A 22,570-nucleotide genomic window follows, 5' to 3' on the forward strand; every position below is an offset into this window, starting at 1 on the left:
CGGGCGCGCTAGATCAGGTCGCGGAGCACCGGGTCCGCGAGCCGAAGGGCGGCATCGCGGGCTTCCTTGGCGCTCCAGGCGTCGACGGCGTAGTTGGCCATTTGCTTGCAGGTCTCAAAGTCGTGGAGCCGGAGGGCGGCGCGGACTGCGGCGACCTTGGATGGCGCCATGGACAAGGAGGAGACGCCAAGGCCGACGAGGACGAGGGCCATGAGCGGGTCGCCGCCGGCTTCGCCGCAGACGCCGATGTGCTTGCCGGTGGCGTCGCCGCCGCGGCAGGTTTCGCGGATCATGGACAAAACGGCGGGCTGCCACGGGGACAGCAGCGGCGCGAGTTCACCTTGGAGGCGGTCGGCGGCCATTGTGTACTGCGACAGGTCATTGGTGCCGATGGAGGCGAAGTCGGCGATGGACAGCACATTCGAGGAGCGGATCGCGGCGGCGGGGGTTTCCACCATGATGCCGGCCTTGGGCAGACCTACGGCACGGCACTTATCGACGAACCACCGCGCCTCCTCCACCGTCGCCACCATCGGGGCCATGACCCACAGGTCGGACGACGGAACGGCTTCGCGTGCGGCGGCGAGAGCGGCGAGCTGATTGTCCATGAGCTCTTCGCGGACTTGAGTCAGGCGCACGCCGCGCTGGCCCAGGGCGGGGTTCTCCTCAGGGCCGAGGTCAGCGAAGGCGAGCGGCTTGTCGGCGCCGGCGTCGAGAGTGCGCACGACGACGCGGCGCTCCCCGAATGACTTCAGCACGGAGGTGTAGGTCTCGGTCTGCTCTTCCACGGTGGGTGCCTGTTCGCGGTCGAGGAAGAGGAATTCGGTGCGGAACAGTCCGGAGCCTTCGAGGTCGAGCGAGGCGGCGGAGGCGGCGTCGGCGGCGGTGCCGATGTTGGCCAGCAGCTTCACTTTCCGACCGTCTTTGGTGGCGCCTTCACCGGAGGACCCGGCGAGGGCACGTGCGCGACGGCGGGAGCGCTCTTCCAGCTCTTCGACGTCAGAGGCGGACGGGTTGACGATGACTTCGCCGACGCCGCCGTCGAGGGCGAGGGGGGTGGCGTCGATAAGCGATTCGGTGATTCCTGAGACCTTGACGGCGGCTGGAATGCCGAGCTGCGCGGCGAGAATCGCGGTGTGCGACGTGGCGCCGCCGGCTTCAGTGACGATGCCGAGGACCATGTCGCGGTCGAGCGTGGCTGTCTCGGCGGGCGCGAGGTCGTGCGCGACGAGGACGGACGGCTCAGTCAGGTCGGGCACACCCGGCTCCGGCAGCCCGCGGAGGCGCGCGGTGGCGCGGTCGCGGATGTCGTAGAGGTCGGTGACGCGCTCGGCCATGTAGCCACCGATTTTGCGCAGCTTCTTGGCGTAGACCTCCACCGCGTCGTGCACGGCGGCGGTGACACCCTTGCCGTTCTTGAGCTCCTTGTCGATGCCCTTGATCAGCCCGCGGTCCTTCGCTAGCGCCGCGGTGGCCTCGAGGATCTGCTTCGACGAGTCCGTTGCGTGCGCCGCGCGCTCCGTCAACCCAGCTGCGACCTGGTCGAGCGCGTCGCGCACCCGCTGGCCGTCGACCTCCACGTCAGCCGAGGCGGGCTCGTTGTGGTCGATACCCACTGCTGGTGTCACAAACGCGGCCGGACCCGATGCCGTGCCCGCTGAAACGCCGATGCCGTAAAGAACTTTCCTGTCAGTCATGCTCATTCCTTTCCGTGTCCGCCAACCTGGCGATGTGCAAGGTCAGGTAAGCGATTTCGTCTTCCGTCAAAGTCTGGTCGAACCGCAGCTCAGCAACGCGCGCGACTTTCCGGGCAAGCCTGTCATGCTGCGGAAATGCTTGCGCGATCTGCGTGCTCACCGCGTCGCTGCTGTGGTCGAGCTGCTCCCCGCGCGCCAGCCGCACAAACAGGTAGCGGACGTGTGTGATGAACCGCGCCACGCTTATCGACGCCTGCTGCAGTCCCACACCCCACTCCGCCCCGATGACGTCCAGCATCTGCTGGATCACGCCCGTCATCTGGTACGTGTAGCTCAGATCACCGGTGGTGAACCCCGCGTTCACGAGGTGCAGCGCGAGTGCCGTGGCCTCTTCTGCGGGCAGTTGCTTATCGACGCCGCCGTGCTCCCCTTCCAGCTCACCCCCCCTTTCGCCGGCGCCGTGCCCCCCGACTGCAAGCCGCTCGTTGATCTCGCGGAGCAGCGTGCGCGCGAGGGCGTGCTCATCGGGGTAGAGGCTGGCGACCTCCGCTTCGAGCGGGTACTGAATGGTCTCACCGCGCTCTGCTCGTACCTGAGCTTGCGCGACGTGGTCCGCGAGCGCGGTCACCAGAGTGAGCTTTTCCGGCAGCTTCGCCGACGCTCCGGCAGCGGCGACTGCTGCGCTGAGTGCCTCCGCGACCAACCTCATCGCGTCATAGGGCACATAGGCCATCATTTCGCCGGCGTGGTCCGGATCGCGTCCGTCCTCCGGGACGAAGATCTGGGCAATCTTGGACTCGTCGACGTCGTCGCCCTGGTGCGCCCCAAAGCCAACGCCTCGGCCAGTGACCACGACCTGTTCGACGGCGGGATTCATCGCTCCCGCACCGCTCGAAGGGACACCAGACACCGCGAAGCCCACAGTGCTGGACGTGCCCGAGGTGCTGGACGTGCCCGACGCGTGGGCCGGGCCTGTGGAGTTTCCACACGCGTAACCCGCCCCAGCTGGGCGCACGCGGCTCGCGAGAACCACGTTGTTGTTGAACACGCGCAGGATCTTCATGCTTTCCGTTCTACCGGTTTCCCCAGTCGTGTGACCGGGACTGGCCCGGTTACTTGGTCACCCGGAGCAGAGGATCGCCGGGCGTGACGTGGCCGGGGGCGATGTCGTCGATGCTCGTCATCTTCTTTGAGTTGACCACGCTGGTGATCACCGTGGGGTCGAATCCCGCGGTGTCAACCGCCGCGAAGTCGACGTCCGCCAGGGGCTCGCCGACCTCAACACGCTGCTTCTTCTCCACGCGCGGGGTGAAGCCCTCGCCGTCCATCTGCACTGTGTCGATGCCGATGTGAACGAGGATTTCCACACCTTCGTCAGTCTTGATGCCGTAGGCGTGGCCGGTCTTGGCCACCGAGATGACCTTGCCGGAAACCGGTGCGAGGATCGTGCCGTCAGTCGGGATCACACCGACTGCCTGGCCGAGTGCGCCGGCCGCGAATGCGGGATCCTTGATGGCTTCCTGCGCGACGACCTCGCCAGCCACTGGGGCTGCGACGTCGGTGGTCACAGCTTCGGCAGCGGCGGTGTCAGTTGCGGTGGACTCGGAAGCCTCGGTGGCTGCCGGAGCGGCGGTGGCACCAGCGGCCGGAGCGGCGGTGGCACCAGCGCCAGCCGGGACGGCGGCGGGAGCGGCGTCAGAGGTGGAGGGGGCAAGCGTGGCGTCAATAAGCTCTTGCTCCTTGCCCTCGCGGGCGAGGCGTGCGCGCTCGAGTGCTTCTTCCTTCTCTTCCGGTGTGCGGTAATCGGTGAACAGGATGATGAAGAAGGAGGTGAAGAACGCGACGGCGATGGCGATCATGTATACCCACCTAGGTTCGAACACGAACATGGTGGGGATGGAGGTGAACACGAAGGTGTAGGTCTTCACGCCGCCGAACGGGGTGCCCAGGATGGCGATGGTCAGGCCGCCGGCGAAGCAGCCGACGAGCATGCGCGGGTAGATCTTCTTGTAGCGCAGGTGGATACCGTATAGGGACGGCTCGGAGATGCCGCCGAGGAGGCCGGCGGCGAGGGCGGAGCCGGAGGTCTGGCGCATCAGCGGGTCGCGGTCGCGCATCGAGATGGCCAGGACTGCCGCGGTGGCGCCGAAGCAGGCGAAGTTCCAAGCGCCCATCGGACCCTGGATGAAGTCGTAGCCGAGGGTGTTGATGTTCACCAGCATCAGCGCGTTAAGCGGCCAGTGCAGGCCGAGCGGCACGAGGAACGGGTAGAGCATCGGGATCAGGATGGCGAAGAGGAACGGCGCGTTGCCGTTGAGCCATGCCAGGCCGGAGCCGATCCAGGCGCCGAGGAGGTAGCCGAACGGACCGATGACCAAGGCGGTGACCGGGATCATCACCAGCAGCGTCAAGAACGGCACGAAGACCATGTGCACAGACGACGGGATGATCTTCTGCAGGCCCTTGTACACGAGCGCGGCGATGGCGGCCATGATCAGCGGGACGAACACATTCCCTTCGTAGTCGTTGAGCACCAGCGGAAGACCGAAGACGTCGATGATATTCGTCTGGGTGCCCAGCACCGCGTTGTCGATGACGCGCACATCGGGGTGGTCCTTTAGCCCGACGAATTCGGGGGTGAACAGCGCCAGCATGATCGTTGCGGGCACCCACGGGTCGATCTTGAGTTTCTTGCCCGCGTTATACGCCACGGCGACGGGCAGGAAATAGAACACGCAGCGCCACATCGCGTCGACGAATTGCCAACCAGGGCTCTTCACGTCCGCGCGGAAATCGACGATGTTGAACGCGTCGAGGACAGCGGCGAACGCAATGATGAGCGACGCGCCGAGCAGCACGCCGAGGATCGGGCGGAACGAATCCGACAGGTACTCGAAGAAGGTGTCCAGCCACGGGAAGCGGCCCTGCGCTTTGGCGCGCTGTTCGGCTTTGACGTCGTCGTTGGATTTCGTCGAGCGGTTCTTCATGGCAGGCAGCGACTTGATGTCGTTGTACACGTTCGCTACATCGCCGCCGATGATCACTTGGTAGCGGTTGCCCGCCTGCGGGACTGCGCCCATCACCTTCGGGATCGCCTCAAGCTTTTGCTTATCGATGACACCCCCATCCCCCAATTCAAACCTCAACCGCGTCGCGCAGTGTGTAAGGGAAACGACGTTATCCGCGCCGCCGATCCCGTCGAGGATCTCCTGCGCCACCGACGTGGTCGGTGCAGCGCCGCCCGCGGCGGTCCCCGCACCGCTTCCGTGTGCCGTGGTCATGTTCAGCTCCTTTCGCTGTGTCGGGGTCGTGGTCGCGCAGCGCGGCTCGCCACCCAGTTCAGGCCGGCGCAGCCCTGCGCATGTGCGGTTTCCCCGTTCGCGGGTGTTTGAGGCACGAAAAAAGACCCGGGCGTGTTTAAACGCCCAGGTCTTGCCCCGCATCCGCGTGCGGGTAACAACCCTGTTGGTATGTTCCGGACATGAGTCTACCCCCGAGGGGCGGTGAAACCGGAAGAAGGGCCCCGGTTCCACTCCACTTTCGGGGGTAGCGGGCTGGTCTTACTGCAGGGGGACGCCGTTCGCGTCGCGGTCGTATCCACCGCCGCCGGTGAGAACCATGACGAACTCGACCATCTTCCAGATCCACAGTGCACCGAGGATCACGGCGCCGATGATGAAGATGAAGGTGAAAACGCCGATGAAGAACAGGACCAGCTTGGTGATACCGAGGTTGGTCTGCCCCATATAAAAGTTACCGATTCCGAGCTCACCCAAGAAGAAGAACAACAACGCGGCGACGATCTTGTTCTTCGGCGTCGCCATCGGCTGCTGGTACTGGTTGTACGGCTGGACCTGGCCGTGCTGCGGCTGCGCGTAGTTCGGCTGCGCCTGCTGCTGCTGCGGCTGAGCGAATGCCGCGTAGTAGTCGTTGTTGGAGCCTGCACCGGAGTTGTTCACGGGCAGACCGTCTTTGTCGTATTGCTGGCCGTGGGAGTTGCCCTGCCAAGAGGTGCTCATGGGGTGGGTCCTTTCAAAGATCAACAGTCTAGGAAGACTGTATCGCGCCGTTGCGTTTCGTGCGAGATTCGTAATCAGCTTCATCCCGGCGCACGCTCACCGTCGAGCGCCGGCTAGGCCCAATCCGACACCGGCACGGTTTAACAGGGGTCGAGAGCGCCCCGCACTTCATCAACATCCGAGTCAGAGGCATCGGGGAAAGATCCATTCTTCAGCGGGCGGACACTGCCTCCGTAGGTAGACTTCGCTCTGCAGGCTGCCGCCATGTCGGAACCGAAGTCCAAATAGACCGGGTAGATGTCGTTTCCGTGGACGCTCTTGCGCAGCGAGTCACACTGGCCCGGGACGGTGAATTCCTTACCAGAGGGGTTAGCGTGCAAAACAGCCTCAGCTAACTCATAGAACGTATCTAAGCCATCGCCAGAGTCGACCACCGAATCGAGGAGCAGAATGTAGCGTCCGTCGCACGCCGGGAACGAGGCCTTCTGCCCAGCTTCGCCGAGCCCCACCTCGACGATGTACCCGTCGCTGTTTCTCCTCGGGTAGCCGGATTGACCGCCGCCACCCGATGAACCGGAGCCACCCGAGTTCCCGTTCCCGCCGAAAAGCTCCTCCGAGGCGCAATCGTAAAGATGCGCCCTGACGCGGGGACCGACACCGAGACGATCAAGCGTGGACTTGTTGTAGCACGCTGGCTGGATTCCGTCTTCAAGTCGCCCGTCGGCCTTGAAGGTAGTCCACTTCCCGTCTTCCCACATGACTGGGAAAACGAAGTCGCTGTCGCTTTGACCGACGAAGGCGAAGTCTCCCTCGCACTCCATGACGACCCATTGTTCACCTTCGTGCCCCACTGAACCCTCCACCGCCTCGGGCGAGCAATCGGGCTTAGATCCGTTAGACATCGGCTCCGGTGATGCGGAGGGCTCGTCTTCAGCCTCTGCTTCAGCGCTGCTGGAGTCGGAGCTGACTTTGGTCAATTCTGGTTCTTCGATCGACCCGCCGGAGCAGCCGACTGCGGCGGAGGAAACAAGAACAATGCCGCAGACTGCGGACAAAATAGGGCGGGAAAATGAGCGCATGAATTCACTTTATCCCGTCAGTCATGCCGCCACGTGTCTAAGCGCGACAACGTGGAACGAGGCCAGTCGAGCCGGCAACCGGGAGCGCGCCTAACGGTGTCCTACGCCTCGGGGCGAACCATCGGGAAGAGGACGGTCTCGCGGATACCCAAGCCGGTCAGGGCCATGAGGAGGCGGTCGATGCCCATGCCGGTTCCGGAGGTCGGCGGCATGCCCTGCTCCATTGCTGCGAGGAAGTCCTCGTCGAGGACCATGGCTTCGTCGTCGCCGTCGGCAGCGAGGCGGGCCTGGTCTTCGAAGCGTTCGCGCTGTATAACGGGGTCAACGAGCTCGGAGTACCCGGTGGCCAGCTCGAAGCCGCGGACGTAGAGATCCCACTTCTCAGTGACGCGGGGCTTGGAGCGGTGGTCGCGGGTGAGCGGGGAGGTCTCGACAGGGAAGTTGATCACGAAGGTCGGCTCGTAGAGCTGGTCGGAGCAGAGCTCTTCCCAGATCTCTTCGACGAGTTTGCCGTGGCCCCATCCGGCGTTCTCGGGGACCTTGAGGCCGATCTCGGCGGCGATGCCCTTGAGTTCCTCAACGGTGGAGTCGATTGTCACCTCGGGCTGGCCGGGGAATTTGCGCGCCAGCGCTTCATTGAGGGACGGGTACATCTCCAGGACTTTCCATTCGCCGCCGAGGTCGTACTCGGTGCCGTCGGCAAGCGTAACGGTCGTGGAACCGAAGACTTCCTGGGCGCAGAACTGCACGGCGCCTTTGATCAGCTCGGCGCCGTCGCGGTAGGTGCCCCACGCCTGATAGGTCTCCATCATGGTGAATTCGGGGCTGTGGGAGCTGTCCACGCCTTCGTTGCGGAAGTTGCGGTTGATCTCGAAGACGCGCTCGATGCCGCCGACGACGCACCGCTTGAGGTACAGCTCGGGTGCGATGCGCAGGTAGAGATCGATGTCGAGGGCGTTGGAGTGGGTCGCAAACGGCCGGGCTGCGGCCCCGCCGTGGAGGGTCTGCAGCATCGGCGTCTCGACCTCGACGAAATCCTCACCGGTGAGGTATTTGCGCAGGGCGGCGATGACCTTGATGCGGGTCAGGGCGTTCGTGCGAGCGTCTTCGCGCATGATCAGGTCGGTGTAGCGGTAGCGGACGCGCTGCTCTTCGTTCATGTCGGCGAACGCAACGGGCAGCGGACGCAGCGCCTTGGATGCCATGTGCCAGGATTTCGCCATGACGGACAGCTCGCCGCGCTTGGATGCGATGACGCGGCCGCGGACGGAGACGATGTCGCCCAGGTCGGTGTCGGACTTCCAATCCGCGAGGGCTTCCTCGCCGACCTCGGCGAGCGAGAGCATGACCTGCAGCTGGGTGCCGTCGCCTTCTTGCAGAGTAGCGAAGCAGAGCTTGCCCGTGTTGCGCTGGAACATGATGCGGCCTGCGACCGCGACCTCGTCCTGCGTCTCCTGGCCAGCTTCGAGGACGGTCACGCCCTTTGAGAAAGCGGCAGAGCCAGCAGCCTCGCCCTCGGTGCCGAGAACGTCATCGGTGGCGACAACATACTTCGCACGCAGATCGCGCAGGGACGTGGTCCGGTCCACCTCGACCGGGTACGCCTCCTTGCCCTGCTCGAGGATTTTTTCGCGCTTGGCGCGGCGGATCTGTTCCTGCTCTGAAAGGTCCTGGTTAGTCACGATGTCCTACCGTAGTCGCTTCCGCCTACCAATAGTCCGGAAGGGTCCACACAGGCGGGTAGTCGACGCGGCCGTGCGGGGTGATGGTGCCACGCGCGCCGGAGATGGTGTAGCTCATGGCGTCGTCGGAGGAGCAGCGTAGCGTCGCATCGTCCGGCTAGGAGCAGAAACGCAGCTGGCACTTCTGCTCCCGCTGTTGGCGCTGCCGGTTATCCGCGCGATTTCTCACACAGGTTGAGGTACATGCGCTTGCTCTCCGCCTCGCCACCGTTGACAAGGAGGAGGTACTGCGAGTCCGCGCCTTCCGGGGCAATCCGGTACGCCGGCGGGGTCACGCCCTCCATTTTGTAGGAGCGTGCGGAACACACGTTGTTGCCGATGACTTCCGCGTCCCCCTCAGGCAGCTGCGCATCACGGTTGGCTTGGGTGCCGAAGTCCATGATGCTCACGCCGAGGTCTTTGTCGGAGCAGCGGATGCGGGCATCTTCACCGTTTGTCGCAGGCAGGGACGTGCACTTCATGCCCATCCAGCCGCGCTGGCCATCTTTCTCGGAGATGATCTGCGGGAAGGTGTCCGCCATCTCTTGCTCAGTAGCGCTCCATTCGGTGCCCTGGTTCTTCCACAGCCACCAGCCACCAGCGGCGATAGCCAACAGAACGAGGACGATCGCACCGATCAGCCATGGTGACGCGCCCTTCTTTTCCGCGTTCCCCTGGCCGGCCTCGCTGGATGCCGGAGCTGGTTGCGCGCCCGGGTCGGGTTGCACCGGCTGCATCTGTTGGACCGGCTGCACCGACGGACCCGTTTGCTGTGCTGGGTAGGGGTACTGCGGCTGGCCGGGGTTGTGCCCCTGGAAGCCGTACTGGCCGCCGGGCACGGCCCCTTGACCGGGGAACTGACCGTTCGTCGGGCCTTGGTACACGGGAATGTTGGTGGTGGTCGGGTAGGTGCCCGGGGCCCAGCCCGGCGCGGTGGGCTGCCCGTTCTTTGTGGGGCTCACTGTCTCCGCATTCGGGTCTGTGTCCGGGAAGTACTGCTTCGGCTTCTTGTGCTTTGGAGCAGACGGTTCGTGGGTATCGGATGCGGAGTCTGCGCCGGTGCTGTTCCCAGTGCTGCTGGCTGTCACCTTTGTGCTGCCGGAGCCGACCGAAGGGAACCCTGTCGTGGGAGCGCCAGGGCTGAACGGAGCGCCGGAGGCGGGAGCAGGACCCGGTTCGGCTGCTGCCATCTGGCGGAGAGCGCGAACATCGACGGTGGGGGCTGCCGGGTCGTCGAGACGCGTGTCGTAGACCTTTCGGCGGCCGGTATCGCCCAGGATGCGGCGGGCGACCTGGAGTTCGTCGCGGGTGGCGTCGTTAAGCTCTTGCGATTGGAGACGCTGATCGATCTCCTTGCCCAGCGCTTCCGCGTCCTTGCCGCGGTCGAGTCCGAGCGAGTCGTAGAAATTGTAGTGTGCCAAAGCGGTGGTCCTTATTGGTCCTTCTGCGTGGTCCGGGGCGCGGCCGGGCGTGACGAACAATCTGCTGCATTAAACATAGCGCGCAGATTATTTTAAGGCTCGGGCTGTTCGCCCATGTTCTTGAAACCGATACCGAGAGGCACCCCGACATTGTCGATCAGGCGCACGCCCCCGAAGGTCGCGGCGGCGAGGAGGCGGGCATCGCCAACCGCCGGTGCCTTACTGAAGCTGAGCGAACGCAGCGCCAGGTAATCGGGCTCGATGCCCGCCGCCTCGAGAACCCCGCGGGCAGTCTCAAGCACCACGTCAGGGCCGTGCTCAGCGGCGTGCGCGCCGGCAGTAAGGGCGGCCGACAGAGCAAGGGCGGCGTCTTGGTCCTGCTCCGGAACGCCGACGTTACGCAGCGACATGGCCACGCCGCCACCCGCCCGAACGGTGGGAAGGCTGTGGAGCTGAACCTCCATACGCAGGCCGGACACCGCTTGCTGAAGCGCGACGAGCTCCTCGAAGTCCTTCTCACCCACCACCACATCAGTCGCGTGCGTGGCGTTGATTGCGGCGATCGCGCGCGTGACGGATTCAGCGACCGCGGTGGGGTCCTCGAGGTGGTCCAGCTGCGGCACGACGCGAACCGGGGTGTCCAGCTCGCCGTGGAAGACGACATCGACGCCCTCGCGCGCGAAGTCCTCCGGGACCTCATCGCCGCAAAACGTCACCATGACCACCCCGCCGAGCAGCGACTTCGCGGCGCGGATCAGCGCAATATGCCCCGCGTGCAGCCCGCGCCCCAGCGGCACGAGCACCACCCGCTTGCCGGTCTTGCGGAACGCGCGGCCGTACGTGGCCAGCTGCGCGGCATCCGTGACCACCACAGCCTTCCCAGGTTCGAAACTCATGGGCTCCAGGGTACGGTGCTCACGCAATCCGCCTATCGACGCCTCCCCGCACGCCGTTCCAACCCCTCATACAGCTCCCGTGCTCCTGGGTCCGCAATCGCCGAACGCATTGCTTCAATCGCTTCCGGGCTCTGCGGGTAGGCGTAGGGCCGCTCGGAACCGTAGAGGAATTCGTCGGCCTTCACCTCGATGCCGGGGATCTCGCCGCGGAGAAGGGTGTAGGCGTCGAGCCGCACCAAGTACTCCAGCGCCCGCAGGCGCTGCGCAGCCATGAGCACCGGGCGCTGAGCATCGTCCACGGGGATCGGGGTACCGCCGATCTCACTGACGAGCAGGCTCACGGTCGCCTCCCCCAGCTCGTCCGCCGCCGCTGTCACCCAGATGTCGTCGAAGATGTGGTGCGCGGCCATCACCACCGCACCGTGAACTTCTAGGGGGTCAAGGAGCTGCACGCCTTCGTCGAGAAGCGTGTGCAGCACCATCTGGCCGTGCCGGACGTGCGGTTCCACAGCGGCGATGAGGGCGGGGGTGTGGGAGAGGTCGGCGGCGTCGATAAGCAGCAGATCGTTGTTCGCCGCTTCCGCGACGGGCGCATCGACGGTGACTGCGTGCCCCACACGCGCGAGTTCGTCGGAGAGCGTGCTGCCGTGGGAGGCCCACACCCGCAGGCGCGGTGGATGCACTACTGGCCTTTCTTGCTGCGCGCGAGCAGCTCGGCGACAGTCAACGCGCCGTCGCGGTTCTCGTCCGCGCGGCGGCGGCCCCGGCTCTCCTGCTCCTGCGCAGCTGCTTCCGCGCGGCGAGCTTCTTCCTCGCGCTGGCGGCGCTCACGCTCCGCGCGCTCGCGGGCCTCACGCTGCTGGCGTTCCTGTGCCTCACGCTGCTGACGCTCGCGCTCGGCTCGCTCACGCTCGAGCTCTTCCTGGCGCTCGCGGATGAGGTCCGTCAGCGGGTTGCGGCCCTCGGGCGCGCGGTGCGTTCCCACGCGACCGGCGACAGCGTCCGACGACGGTGCCCCATGCACACGCATCGAGCCCTCCGCCGGGCGTGCCTGCTGCTCGGACGCGGGACGTTGCTGTTTCGGGGCCTGGGGCCAGGCCGGCGACTGGCGTTGCTCCTGCTGTTTCGGCTGCTGCGGCTGCTTCATCAGCGCATTGATCGCCTGGTCTTCGTCGGCATCGCGCACTGGGGTGATGCGGGAGGTTTCCTCCGTGGAATTGGGGGCATCCCACCGGGTGGAGGCCCGACGCTGAGGCTGCTGAGCAGGGTTGGGCGCAGGCTGCGCCGGTGTGGGCGGACGGGTCTGCTCCGTGCGCGGCTGGTCGAAGGGGTTCTTCTGCGTGACCGGCTCCGGGCGCGGGTGCGCGCCAGGCTGCTGCGGTTCCTGCGGTTGCTGCGGGGTGCGAGCCGGCTCGGACGGAGCCTGGTGCTGTGCTTGCGGCTCGGGCTGCTGGGGGCGCGGTTGCGGTGTCGACTTCGCCTGCTGCGGTTCCGGATGCGGCGCGGGTTTAACGGGCTGCTCCTGGGGCTGGCTCGGCGTGGCAGTAGTGGAGGATTCAGCGGTCGGGGCGACGCGGCTGGCGCGGGCCTCGATCTCCTTGACGCGGCGGGCCTCGGCCTGAAGAGCGGCGGGCTCGTAACCGAACTCGCGGCCGGACAGGTCCTCGAGCTGTGCGCGGAGGGTGGCCAGCTCGGCACGGATCTCGCGGAGGACTTCCACGTCGACGGCCGGGGGCAGGCCCTCGCCGGCGCGGGCTGCTTCGAGGGCGGAGCGGTCAGTATCATTGCGTGCGCGGAGCACCTCAATCTCGGCTTGGTGCTCGCGCTCGCGGGCGTCGAGCTCGGCGCGGACACGGTCACGATCATTTCGGGCACGGCTGACCAACAGGAACCCGCATATCGCGGCCCACAAGGCAGCGAGGAGGGCGACCTGTAGCCACACTGCGGAATCGCTGAACAGCATGATCACCGTGGCGATGAGTGCCAGAGCGATCAGGACGATCATCCACACGTTGCCGCCGTCGCGCGACCGATTCTCCGCAGTCATGCTCAATACTCTAACCCGCAGCTTCACCTTCAGCAGGCGGCGACACCTCGCAGGAGCGTTCAAGAACCACACCAGCAACGGCCAGTGCCGCCCCACCGAGGGTCCCGGCGATAACACCGGGCAAGTCTGCTTCCGCCGCGGCAAGCGTGCTGATCCGCGGCAGCACCCACACCGCCAAGCCGAGGAACCAGCCGCCGAGGATCGCTCCCGACCAAGCGCTGGCCTTGCCGACAACCATGAAATTAGCCATCATCATCGGGTTGATCTGCGAGCGGTCCAACCCCACACGGCCTTCCTCGCGCCGGCGGCGCACCATGACGGCGAGGAACGCGCACAGTGCCGCAACCGCCCACAACGGCAAGGACCACACCACGGAGATTGTCTGCCACGCGCCGTAGAACCGCCGCACCAGAATCAGGGCGGCGGCCGCGAAGAATCCGGCCGCGCCCACCAGGGCGGTCACGTTGGTGCGGTTCATAGCGGGGTCACCTCGTCGTCGAGTTCAGTTACAAGCTTATTCACGTCCCGCTCACCCAACTGTGCTTCCCCATCCACCGCAAACCACGGGACGAGGACAAAAGCCCGCTCGTGGGCCCGGGGGTGCGGGACGGTGAGGTCGGGGGTGTCCACGGTGATCTCTTCCCCGTCGTCGCCGTAGAGGGCGATGATGTCCACGTCGAGTGTCCGCGGCCCCCACCGCACCTCCCGGACACGGTGCGCCTCCTGCTCGAGGCGCTGGCACCGCGCAAGCAGCTCGTGCGGCGACTCGTCCACGTCCACGATGAGGATCTGGTTGTAGAAGTCCGCCTGCTCCACCCCGCCCCACGGTGCAGTGCGGTATACGCGGGAGGCGGCGACCAGGTCCGCGGCGAACTCCTCTTCCACCGCCGCGAGGTGCGCCCGGGAATCCTCCATGTTCGACCCTGTGGACAACACTGCACGCATGCGGGGCTCCTATTTCTCCGGGGCGGCGGCCGAGCCAGCGTAACCAGCCGTGGCGGCATGCTTGCGGGAGCGGCGGGCGGTGACGGCGACGTCGTCAAGCACGAGACCGACAGGCGCATGCGGCTTGTGCACGGTGACTTCCACGGCGTGGACCTGCGCGAACGCGGCCATGGCCTGCTCGGCGATCTCGGTGGCCACTGTCTCCACGAGCTGGCGGCGCGTGCCCGAAACCGTGTCGGCGGCGAGCTGGGCCAGTTCGGCGTAGTTGACGGTTTGGGCCAGGTCGTCGTCGCGCGCAGCGTCGGCGAAGTCGAGCCAGGCGGTAATGTCCACGATGAACGGCTGGCCGTACTCCGCCTCGTGCGGCAGGACACCGTGGCCGGCGTGGACGCGGATGCCGGTGAGTTGGATGCGGTCGGCCATCTAGGCCTGCCCGTACCCGGCGCCGAGGTGCCATGCGGCGGCCACGTCGACAGCGTCACGGGAGACGTCGACCTCGTGCACACGCACACCCCACGCGCCGAGGTGCGCACTGATCGCAGTGACCGCGGCGGTGGCGGGGTCCGCGAGCGACGGGTTCGCTTCCAGACCGCGGTTCGCCCGGATCTCCGTGAGGAAACGCTTGCGGGACGCGCCGACGAGAACCGGCAGGTCACCGGCGATGAATTCGGGCAACGCCTGCAGCAGCGCCCAGTTGTCGGCGGCGGTCTTGGCAAAGCCGAGGCCCGGGTCGAGCACGATCTGGCTTTGCTCCACTCCGGCGGCCACAGCATTGTCCGTCAGGCGGGCGAGCGTCTCGCGGACATCGCGCACGACGTCGCCGCCATGGTCCGCGGAGCCGGCCGCGTTGCCGAACTCAGCGTTGTGCACCGTGCGCCAGTGCATCAGGCACACCGGCAGACCGGTCTCCGCCATGACCGCGTACATGTCTGGGTCCGCGAGCCCGCCGGAGACGTCGTTGATCATGTCCACGCCGGCCTCCGCCGCAACGCGGGCAGTGGCCGCGCGCATCGTGTCTACGGACGTGCGGATTCCCTCGGCGCGCAGCGCCTCGATCACGGGTTTCACGCGCTGGGCTTCCACACCCGCGTCGACGCGCGTGGCACCGGGCCGGGTGGATTCAGCGCCGACATCGATCATGTCCGCGCCTTGCGCCACCAGTTCCTTCGCGTGCGCGATGGCCGCGTCACGGTCTAGCCACTTCCCGCCGTCGGAAAAACTGTCCTGGGTCACGTTGACAATGCCCATGACCATCGTGCGGCCGGGCGCGGTCAAATCTTCGACGGTGACCATTTCTACCCCCTGATCAGGCTCAATACCTCCGCGCGGGAGGCAGCGTTGCGTTTGAATCCTCCGCGCACAGCCGACGTTGTCGTCGTCGCGCCCGGCTTGCGGATGCCGCGCATAGCCATGCACAGGTGCTCGCATTCGATCACGACGATCACCGATTGCGCATGCAGCTTATCGACGAGCGCATCCGCGATCTGACTCGTCAACCTCTCCTGCACCTGCGGCCGTTTGGCGTACATATCCGCCAACCGCGCCAGCTTGGACAAGCCGGTGACGTGGCCGTCCTCGCCCGGGATATACCCGATGTGCGCCACACCATAGAACGGCACGAGGTGGTGCTCGCAGGTGGAGTAGATCGGCACATCGCGCACGAGCACGAGCTCCTCGTGGTTCTCCGCGAATGTCTTCTCCAGCACGGTGGTCGGGTCGGTGTGCAGCCCGGCGAAGACTTCCTCGTACGCCCGCGCGACGCGTGCCGGGGTTTCTTGCAAGCCCTCACGGTCCGGGTCCTCCCCTACCGCAAGCAGCAGCTCACGCACGGCGGCCTCGGCGCGCTCGCGGTCGAAGTGCGGACGCGTCTCCAACAGTTCGCCGGTTTCCGGGTTCTTTTCCACATCACTCGTGGTCGGGACTTTTGTGTCTTCACTCATTGTCGGGTCTCCCGTGTCGCGGTTCGGACGGCACTAACGGTTCAGTCCACGTTGCCGGCGAATCCGGGCGCGGCAGCTGCTCCGTTGGTGCGTCGCCCTCGCGGGGTGTCGGTTCCGCGACACCGGCCGCGTCGATGCTCGGCGCTTGCTCTCCCGAGTCCTTTGAGCCGTCTGCCCCGTTCGTGTCGCCTTCGCGGTTCGTGCTCTCGGCGCGGTCGTCCCAGACGTGGTCTGGCTGCTCATTTTCCGGCAGGCGGAAGCCGATGATCTCAGTCTCCGGTGCCGGCGCGGCTGCCGGGGTCGGCTGGCCCGGCTGAACCGGGTACTGCGTTTGCCCGAGGTGCTGCCACGGGCTTCGCCCGGGATCGTGGGCGGGCTGGTGCTGTGGCTGCGGCGTCTGCTGCTGCGGCTGGGGAGCACGCCCGTCACCGGTGAAGGACCAGTCGGCGGGCGGCTGCGGTCCGTCATAACGCGGCTGGGTCTGCTGGGTTCGCTGAGGCTGCCCCTGCACCCCCGGCGCGGACGAGCCCGGCTGCCAGCGGGTGGAGCCGTCGCCCTGGGGACCCGGCTGACCCTTCGCGGGCTGGTTGCCCTGCGGGAGCCATCGGTTGTTCAGCTCGGCTTCGCGCAGCGCCTGTCGGCGGGCACGGGCCTGCTGGGACGCCTCGAGCAGGGAGAACTTCTTGGGCGGCTCCTCACCGCGTTCCTCGGCCAGCTCCACCGGGGTCTTCACGGGTTCGCGGCCGGGCTGGCGGGGGAAGCGGGCGTCGACAAGCTCGAGGCCCGAACCCTGCGGTTCGATGCCATCGAAGATGGCCTCGAGGTCGCCACGGCGCAGCGTCTCCTTCTCCAGCAGCTTGGAGGCGAGAGTGTCCAGGTAGTCGCGGTTCTCGGCGAGGATGGAGTAGGCGCGCTGATGGGCGGCGTCGATAAGCTCGTGCACCTCGCGGTCGATGGTCTCAGCGACAGCGGGCGAATAGTCGAGGCTGCCGCCGCCCATTGCGCGCGCGAACGGGTCGCCGTCCTCGTCGCCGTACTTGACTGCACCGAGCGCGGCGCTCATGCCGTATTCCATGACCATGCCGCGCGCGATCTTGGTGGCTTGTTCGATGTCGGCAGACGCGCCGGTGGTCGGCTCGCCGAAGACGAGTTCCTCGGCGGCGCGGCCACCCATGGCGAAGACGAGGCGGGCGAAGAGCTCGTCGCGGTTGTACATGCCCTTGTCGTCCTCGGCGGCGGTCATGGCGTGGCCGCCCGTGCGCCCGCGAGCGAGGATGGTGACCTTGTACACGCGCTCGATATCCTTGAGCGCCCAGGCGGACAGAGTGTGGCCGCCCTCGTGATAGGCGGTGACCTTCTTCTCCTTCTCGGAGATGACTTTCGACGAGCGGCGCGGACCGCCGATCACGCGGTCGGACGCTTCCTCGAGCGCATCCGCGGTGATCACGTTGCCGCCGATGCGGGCGGTGAGCAGCGCGGCCTCGTTGAGCACGTTGGCCAGATCCGCACCCGACATGCCGGCCGTGCGCTTGGCCAGGGACTTCAGGTCCACATCCGGGCCGAGCGGCTTGCCTTGCGCGTGGACGGCCAGGATCTGCTCGCGGCCCGCGAGGTCCGGGTTGGTAACCGGAATCTGACGGTCGAAACGGCCCGGACGCAACAGCGCCGGATCGAGGATGTCCGGGCGATTCGTCGCCGCGATGAGGATGACGCCCTCGCGGTCGCCGAAGCCGTCCATCTCCACCAGCAGCTGGTTGAGCGTCTGCTCGCGCTCGTCGTGGCCGCCACCCGTGCCGGAGCCGCGCTGGCGGCCCACCGCGTCAATCTCGTCGACGAAGATGATGCACGGGCTGTTCTCGCGGGCCTGTTTGAACAGGTCGCGGACGCGGGAGGCGCCGACACCGACGAACATTTCCACGAAGTCTGAACCGGAAATGGAGTAGAACGGCACGCCCGCCTCACCTGCGACGGCGCGGGCGAGCAGCGTTTTACCGGTACCCGGCGGACCATAGAGCAGCACGCCGCGCGGAATCTTCGCCCCCAGCTGCTCGTAGATCTCCGGATCCTGCAGGAAGTCTTTGATCTCCTGCAGCTCATCCACCGCCTCGTCCGCGCCGGCGACATCCGCGAAGGTGTTCGTTGGCATGTCCTTGGTCAGCTTCTTCGCGCGCGAACCGCCGATGCCGAACATGCCGCCGCCCGACTGCATGCGGGACATGAAGAAGAAGATAAGACCGAAGATCAGCACCATCGGCAGCATGAACCCGAGCATGGACAGCAGGAAGGACTCCTGCGTCACATTCGTGGTGTAGGAATCCGCCTCCGCGCCCTTCACCGCATTGAAGATGTCCGGGGTGGTTCGCGCGGGGTACTGCGCCTGGATATCCTCGATCCCCTCGCGCTCCTCGACGGTAATCGGCTCACGCAGAGTCAGACGGACCCGCTGCTCGCGGTCATCGATCTGCGCTTCCTCGACGTTCTTGTCGGCGAGCTGTTGCAGGGCCACCGAAGTATCCACCTCGGCGTAATTGCGCGAATCGTCCCCGATCAGGGTGACCAGGTACAGCAGAATCAAAAGGGTGGCGCCGATGATGCCGTAGCGCGCGACAGTTTTGTTATTCATCTAGTCCTGTTGTGGGTGATTAGCCGGAAGTTGTAGTTCTTACAGCCTACTCACCGTGGCAAATTCGGGCCCCGCGGTGGTGCACCGTCCCCGTCGCGTGGCCCTTTGGCGCTGCCGTGGCGCCGCGGGGACCTAGATCTCGACGCTCTCCGGGCCCTCGTTCCGCGACGGCACCGGCTCCTCCCCGGTTTCGGAGTACACGCGCGGGTGCAAGGTGCCCACATACGGCAGGTCGCGGTAGCGCTCGGCATAGTCGAGGCCGTAGCCGATGACGAACTCGTTGGGGATGTCGAAGCCCACGTCGAGCAGGTCGATTTTCGCCGTCTGCACCTCCGGCTTACGCAGCAGGGTGATCACGTTGAGGCTCTTCGGCTGGCGGCCCGACAGGTTCTTCAGCAGCCAGGACAGCGTCAGGCCCGAATCGATAATGTCCTCCACCACGAGCACATCGCGGCCGGAAATCTCCTTGTCCAGATCCTTCATGATACGCACGACGCCCGAGCTGGTCGTCGAGTTGCCGTAGCTGGACACGGCCATGAACTCCACCTCGGACGGGATGGACAGAGCACGAGCGAAATCGGTGAGGAAGTACACCGCGCCCTTGAGCACGCACACCAAGACGAGGTCGTCTTCCGCATCGCGGTAGAGCTCGGAGACCTTGTCCGCCATCTCCTGGATGCGCTCTTTCAGCTCATCCTCCGGGATGAGGATCGCTTCGACGTCATCGCCGTAGCGGTGCGCCGGGACATCGAAATTTTTGCTTTCGCTCAGCCTCGTTCCATCAGCCATACCGGCTATCTTGCCACGAGTTCGGTTGTGTGCGATGCCCCCGCCCCCACCATCACCCCAGTCCAAGCTGAAGTTTAAGAGTCTCGTCTATTTCCGCCATGAGGTCCGGCGGCACCATTCCGAGCATGGGACCGATGCGCGTCACATCTTGACGGACCGGCGGGGAGGGGTGGCGTCCGCGGGAAAGCCCGGACAGCCTAAGACGCGCTGGTGAGCTTGAGAGTTCCGCCGGCTCGAGCGACGCTGAAACCGCCACCAATCGTGACCGGCCCTTGACCATGCCAGTGCCTGCACAGGCGCTCGATGTCGGTGAGCTGGGCGCTGCTTGCTGTCAGCGGCTCCCCGGCCACACGCACCCCCTCCTTACGCAGCCACGCGAGGATGCGACGCTGCCGGACGGGCGAGGGGTCCGCGGCAAGGGCATCGCAGTCGTCTGTGGGACTGAGATCCGTACGTGCTGCAAGGAGTGCCTGGTCCGCCGCGATCCGCTCCGCTGTCCGCGCGAGTGCCGGCACCGCATCCCCGCCAATGAGGTTGCTCAGGGCGGGAATGATGTCGTGGCGGACGGCGACGCGCCGGTACGCGCGGTCATCATTCATCGGGTCGTGCCACGGCTCCAACCCCAGCTCATTGCATGCGCCGACGGTGTCTGCGCGGCGGATACCCAGGAACGGGCGGGAGAGGCGGAACGCGTGGGCACCGGTCTCAAATGAGGACACGGGCGCCATGCCCGCCGGGTTGCCGCGCAGGGCTCCGAGCAGCAGGGTCTCCGCTTGGTCGTCGAGGGTGTGGGCGACCCAGATCTCGCGGCCGTCTTGGGCGGCGGCGCCGGCGATGGCGGCGTACCGCGCGGTGCGGGCGGCAGCTTCGAGGCTCTCCCCCGGCGCGGTATCGACGGTCACGCGGACAACATCGGCGGGGACACCGAACCTCTCCGACTGGGCGGCGGCGCGGGCGGCCACATCGGCGGAACCGGGTTGCAGACCGTGGTCCACCACTACAGCACGGACATCCTTGCCTTCGGCGGCTGCGGCAGCAACCAGGGCCAAGGAGTCGGGGCCGCCGGAGAGCCCGATAAGGGCGGGGCGAGGAAAGGGGCGGACGGCGCGTCGGCAAGCGAGAAAGTGCGGCGATTGGCGCGGCCAGAACGGAGTCTGCGGCATGGCGGCTAGTACCGGCGGAGCGTGGACGCGAATTCGTCCATGAGGCGGCGTGCGGTGAGGATGTCGCTGCCGTTGCTGATCATCGCGAACGTGTACACGTTACCAACTTCGGACGTGACGGTGCCCACGAGCGCGGATGTGCCCGTCAGCGTGCCTGTCTTGGCACGGACCCAGCCCTTGCCGGGGAGGTCGCTGTAGCGCTCGTAGAGCGTGCCGTCGCCGCCGGCGATAGCGAGAGCTGGGAGCAGTTCGCGGAGCTCGTCGGTGGAGGTGGCGCGGAGCATGACATCGTCAAGCAAGCGCGGCGGGATGAGGTCGAAGCGCGACAGGCCGCTGCTGTCCGCCAACGTCACGCCGGCGATGTCGAAACCGTGCTCGGTCAGCGTATCCAGCGTGGCCTGCGGCGATGTTCCCCCGCGTGCGCGGGCGACCTCCCGGCCGATCGCTTCCGCCATGACGTTGTCGGAGTGCTTCATCATTTCCGGCAGACGCTGCGAGAGCGGCGGGGACTCCACGCTAGCCACCACCTGGCCGTCGGCGGGCGCGGGACCGAAACCGACAGTCTGCGCACCCACACGGTCCGCGAGCGCCTGAGCCACATCCCGCGCTGGCGTATGGGAACGCGGCACGTCGCCGCTTTCCTCGCCGCCGAGGCGCGCACCGTGAATCATCGCGGGCTCCATCGGGGCGACGAAGCCGCCGTCGATGTCCTGCAGGTCCCAACCCGGCATCACCGTTTCTTCGGGCCAGGCTGACGTGTCGATGAACACGGCGGAAGCGGTATCGATCTTTGCGGCGAGATTATCGAGTTTTGCAGGCGTCAACCACACGTCACCTGCAGCTTTGATGGTCACCGCGTCACCTGCGCGCACAACATCCGTTGTGATCGTCGCGTCCGGTTCAAGCGTGTACAGCGCAGCCGCCGCGGTGAGCACCTTCGTGGAGCTCGCCGGTTGCAGCGGGTCATTGGAGTCCTGCTCAAAGACCGTGGCTCCCGTCGTGCCGTTGCTCACCCGCACGTGCAGTGTGCCCAACTGCGGGTTAGCCGCCTGCGCCGACAGCTCCGCGCGCAACTTCGCTTCATCGACGGGCTCCGCCGACGCCGGCTCAACCGGAAACGCCTCCGGCTCCGCCATCGAATACGCCGGCGCATGGTTGAGATCACGCAGCTCCTGCTGCACCCACACGCCGGTGCCCACTGCCCCACCGACAGCAAACACCGCTGCAGCGCCCACGACCCACGGCCACACTCGTTTCATCATCGGGGACAAGCGTAGTGCAGGCTGGCGCTGTGTCTGCCCGGTGGGCGGTTCAAGCGCCTCGAGCTCCAGCGATCAGTCAGCGGGCATCTCTGACCTGAATAACGACATCATTGGCCACTGCCTCAGCAACACCGGCTTCAATGAAACGGCGAAGAACAACAGGACTTCTTCCACCTCTTCAAGTGCACCCCGTGCCGTGCGATGTGCGCTTCATTTGAGGTCAGTCCGTTTCAGTTCAATATTCTTCAAACCCCGTCCCCCATTCATGTACATATCGTGCACACGATTCGCGCACCTACGCTGGACTGAACAGCACGCCACGCACACCCCGCAGGCTACGATGGTGCCCAGACAAAAGCCCCCTCTACGTAAAGGAGCAACCATGGCCATTGAAGTCATCATTGAGATCCCCAAGGGTTCCCGCAACAAGTACGAGGTCGACCACGAGTCCGGCCGCGTCTTCCTGGACCGTTACCTGTTCACACCGATGGCGTACCCGGCGGATTACGGCTTCATCGACAACACCCTCGCGGACGACGGCGACCCGCTGGATGCCCTCGTGATCACCCCGGAGCCGGTCTTCCCGGGTGTCACGGTGATCGCCCGCCCGATCGGCGTGTTCAAGATGACGGACGAGGCCGGCGGCGACGACAAGCTCCTCTGCGTCATCGACGATGTGCGTTACGAGTCCTACCAGGACATCGACGACGTCTCCGACTTTGTCAAGGACGAGATCGAGCACTTCTTCGTCCACTACAAGGACCTCGAACCCAACAAGGAAGTCACCGGTTCCGGCTGGGGCAACAAGGCCGAGGCAGAGAAGATCCTTGAGGAGTCCCTGCAGAACTTCAAGGCCCAGGGCGAGGAGAACTCCCGAGAGAACCTTGAGGAGACCAAGGACGCCCAGACCAAGAACTAAAGTATTCGCGCTTATCGACGCCCCGTGCGCACCCCACACAACGGTGCCG

Annotated in this window: 20 protein-coding genes; 1 reads left to right on the plus strand and 19 read right to left on the minus strand. The window is 66.0% G+C overall.

Going from position 1 to position 22,570, the window contains the following annotated elements:
• Positions 1–8: 8 nt before the first annotated feature.
• The 19 genes from ptsP to dacB all read right to left on the minus strand — a co-directional run bounded on the left by ptsP (position 9) and on the right by dacB (position 21,599).
• Positions 9–1,697, minus strand: a complete 1,689-nt coding sequence (gene ptsP / locus QYQ98_RS04565) for a phosphoenolpyruvate--protein phosphotransferase (protein ID WP_302007569.1) — start codon at positions 1,695–1,697, stop codon at positions 9–11.
• Complete coding sequence (locus QYQ98_RS04570; protein WP_302007674.1) at positions 1,690–2,574, minus strand: PRD domain-containing protein; 885 nt, start codon at positions 2,572–2,574, stop codon at positions 1,690–1,692. Before QYQ98_RS04570 ends, ptsP begins: the two co-directional genes overlap by 8 nt.
• Positions 2,575–2,809: 235 nt before the next feature.
• Positions 2,810–4,978: a glucose PTS transporter subunit IIA gene (locus tag QYQ98_RS04575; RefSeq protein ID WP_302007570.1), complete on the minus strand. Its 2,169-nt coding sequence runs from the start codon at positions 4,976–4,978 to the stop codon at positions 2,810–2,812.
• A 279-nt stretch (positions 4,979–5,257) separates the two neighbouring features.
• Entirely contained in the window at positions 5,258–5,716 is a 459-nt protein-coding gene (locus tag QYQ98_RS04580) for a TM2 domain-containing protein (RefSeq protein WP_302007571.1), read from the minus strand.
• Positions 5,717–5,856: 140 nt separating this feature from the next.
• Positions 5,857–6,795, minus strand: a complete 939-nt coding sequence (locus tag QYQ98_RS04585) for a hypothetical protein (protein WP_302007573.1) — start codon at positions 6,793–6,795, stop codon at positions 5,857–5,859.
• Between the two features lie 101 nt (positions 6,796–6,896).
• Positions 6,897–8,477: a lysine--tRNA ligase gene (gene lysS, locus QYQ98_RS04590; protein ID WP_302007574.1), complete on the minus strand. Its 1,581-nt coding sequence runs from the start codon at positions 8,475–8,477 to the stop codon at positions 6,897–6,899.
• A 209-nt stretch (positions 8,478–8,686) separates the two neighbouring features.
• Positions 8,687–9,937, minus strand: a complete 1,251-nt coding sequence (locus QYQ98_RS04595; RefSeq protein WP_302007575.1) for a hypothetical protein — start codon at positions 9,935–9,937, stop codon at positions 8,687–8,689.
• A gap of 92 nt (positions 9,938–10,029) precedes the next feature.
• Positions 10,030–10,833 carry a pantoate--beta-alanine ligase gene (locus tag QYQ98_RS04600; RefSeq protein WP_302007576.1) on the minus strand — a complete coding sequence of 268 codons (804 nt, stop codon included), beginning with the start codon at positions 10,831–10,833 and terminating at the stop codon, positions 10,030–10,032.
• 32 nt (positions 10,834–10,865) lie between these two features.
• The gene (locus QYQ98_RS04605; protein ID WP_302007577.1) at positions 10,866–11,516 is read right to left on the minus strand and encodes a hypothetical protein; all 651 of its coding nucleotides are present in this window, start codon (positions 11,514–11,516) and stop codon (positions 10,866–10,868) included.
• Positions 11,516–12,880: a DUF6779 domain-containing protein gene (locus QYQ98_RS04610; protein ID WP_302007578.1), complete on the minus strand. Its 1,365-nt coding sequence runs from the start codon at positions 12,878–12,880 to the stop codon at positions 11,516–11,518. The genes QYQ98_RS04605 and QYQ98_RS04610 overlap by 1 nt, the downstream gene beginning before the upstream one ends.
• A 10-nt stretch (positions 12,881–12,890) precedes the next feature.
• Positions 12,891–13,358, minus strand: coding sequence for a DUF3180 domain-containing protein (locus tag QYQ98_RS04615; RefSeq protein WP_302007579.1), 468 nt, complete (start codon positions 13,356–13,358; stop codon positions 12,891–12,893).
• Positions 13,355–13,825: a 2-amino-4-hydroxy-6-hydroxymethyldihydropteridine diphosphokinase gene (gene folK, locus QYQ98_RS04620; protein WP_302007580.1), complete on the minus strand. Its 471-nt coding sequence runs from the start codon at positions 13,823–13,825 to the stop codon at positions 13,355–13,357. Before folK ends, QYQ98_RS04615 begins: the two co-directional genes overlap by 4 nt.
• 9 nt (positions 13,826–13,834) lie before the next feature.
• Complete coding sequence (gene folB / locus QYQ98_RS04625; RefSeq protein WP_302007581.1) at positions 13,835–14,248, minus strand: dihydroneopterin aldolase; 414 nt, start codon at positions 14,246–14,248, stop codon at positions 13,835–13,837.
• Entirely contained in the window at positions 14,249–15,118 is an 870-nt protein-coding gene (folP, locus tag QYQ98_RS04630) for a dihydropteroate synthase (protein WP_302007582.1), read from the minus strand.
• 2 nt (positions 15,119–15,120) lie between these two features.
• Positions 15,121–15,765 carry a GTP cyclohydrolase I FolE gene (gene folE / locus QYQ98_RS04635; protein ID WP_302007583.1) on the minus strand — a complete coding sequence of 215 codons (645 nt, stop codon included), beginning with the start codon at positions 15,763–15,765 and terminating at the stop codon, positions 15,121–15,123.
• Complete coding sequence (gene ftsH / locus QYQ98_RS04640) at positions 15,758–18,388, minus strand: ATP-dependent zinc metalloprotease FtsH (protein ID WP_302007584.1); 2,631 nt, start codon at positions 18,386–18,388, stop codon at positions 15,758–15,760. Before ftsH ends, folE begins: the two co-directional genes overlap by 8 nt.
• 132 nt (positions 18,389–18,520) lie before the next feature.
• Positions 18,521–19,177, minus strand: a complete 657-nt coding sequence (gene hpt, locus QYQ98_RS04645; protein WP_302007585.1) for a hypoxanthine phosphoribosyltransferase — start codon at positions 19,175–19,177, stop codon at positions 18,521–18,523.
• A 197-nt stretch (positions 19,178–19,374) separates the two neighbouring features.
• Positions 19,375–20,340 carry a tRNA lysidine(34) synthetase TilS gene (gene tilS / locus QYQ98_RS04650; protein WP_302007586.1) on the minus strand — a complete coding sequence of 322 codons (966 nt, stop codon included), beginning with the start codon at positions 20,338–20,340 and terminating at the stop codon, positions 19,375–19,377.
• Positions 20,341–20,345: 5 nt separating this feature from the next.
• Positions 20,346–21,599, minus strand: coding sequence for a D-alanyl-D-alanine carboxypeptidase/D-alanyl-D-alanine-endopeptidase (dacB, locus tag QYQ98_RS04655; protein ID WP_302007675.1), 1,254 nt, complete (start codon positions 21,597–21,599; stop codon positions 20,346–20,348).
• 385 nt (positions 21,600–21,984) lie between these two features.
• Here dacB and QYQ98_RS04660 point away from each other — a divergent pair, with 385 nt between their 5' ends.
• A complete protein-coding gene (locus tag QYQ98_RS04660) occupies positions 21,985–22,521 on the plus strand; it encodes an inorganic diphosphatase (RefSeq protein ID WP_302007587.1) in 537 nt (178 codons plus the stop codon).
• Positions 22,522–22,570: the final 49 nt, after the last annotated feature.

Source organism: Corynebacterium sp. P3-F1 (genome assembly GCF_030503635.1).
GTDB lineage: Bacteria > Actinomycetota > Actinomycetes > Mycobacteriales > Mycobacteriaceae > Corynebacterium.

Excerpts from the sequence above, each read along its gene's own strand:
- ptsP (WP_302007569.1), bottom strand. The coding sequence starts at position 1,697 with ATGACTGACAGGAAAGTTCTTTACGGCATCGGCGTTTCAGCGGGCACG.
- QYQ98_RS04570 (WP_302007674.1), bottom strand. The coding sequence starts at position 2,574 with ATGAATCCCGCCGTCGAACAGGTCGTGGTCACTGGCCGAGGCGTTGGC.
- QYQ98_RS04575 (WP_302007570.1), bottom strand. The coding sequence starts at position 4,978 with ATGACCACGGCACACGGAAGCGGTGCGGGGACCGCCGCGGGCGGCGCT.
- QYQ98_RS04580 (WP_302007571.1), bottom strand. The coding sequence starts at position 5,716 with ATGAGCACCTCTTGGCAGGGCAACTCCCACGGCCAGCAATACGACAAA.
- QYQ98_RS04585 (WP_302007573.1), bottom strand. The coding sequence starts at position 6,795 with ATGCGCTCATTTTCCCGCCCTATTTTGTCCGCAGTCTGCGGCATTGTT.
- QYQ98_RS04600 (WP_302007576.1), bottom strand. The coding sequence starts at position 10,833 with ATGAGTTTCGAACCTGGGAAGGCTGTGGTGGTCACGGATGCCGCGCAG.
- QYQ98_RS04610 (WP_302007578.1), bottom strand. The coding sequence starts at position 12,880 with ATGACTGCGGAGAATCGGTCGCGCGACGGCGGCAACGTGTGGATGATC.
- QYQ98_RS04615 (WP_302007579.1), bottom strand. The coding sequence starts at position 13,358 with ATGAACCGCACCAACGTGACCGCCCTGGTGGGCGCGGCCGGATTCTTC.
- folK (WP_302007580.1), bottom strand. The coding sequence starts at position 13,825 with ATGCGTGCAGTGTTGTCCACAGGGTCGAACATGGAGGATTCCCGGGCG.
- folB (WP_302007581.1), bottom strand. The coding sequence starts at position 14,248 with ATGGCCGACCGCATCCAACTCACCGGCATCCGCGTCCACGCCGGCCAC.
- folP (WP_302007582.1), bottom strand. The coding sequence starts at position 15,118 with ATGGTCACCGTCGAAGATTTGACCGCGCCCGGCCGCACGATGGTCATG.
- folE (WP_302007583.1), bottom strand. The coding sequence starts at position 15,765 with ATGAGTGAAGACACAAAAGTCCCGACCACGAGTGATGTGGAAAAGAAC.
- ftsH (WP_302007584.1), bottom strand. The coding sequence starts at position 18,388 with ATGAATAACAAAACTGTCGCGCGCTACGGCATCATCGGCGCCACCCTT.
- hpt (WP_302007585.1), bottom strand. The coding sequence starts at position 19,177 with ATGGCTGATGGAACGAGGCTGAGCGAAAGCAAAAATTTCGATGTCCCG.
- tilS (WP_302007586.1), bottom strand. The coding sequence starts at position 20,340 with ATGCCGCAGACTCCGTTCTGGCCGCGCCAATCGCCGCACTTTCTCGCT.
- dacB (WP_302007675.1), bottom strand. The coding sequence starts at position 21,599 with ATGAAACGAGTGTGGCCGTGGGTCGTGGGCGCTGCAGCGGTGTTTGCT.
- QYQ98_RS04660 (WP_302007587.1), top strand. The coding sequence starts at position 21,985 with ATGGCCATTGAAGTCATCATTGAGATCCCCAAGGGTTCCCGCAACAAG.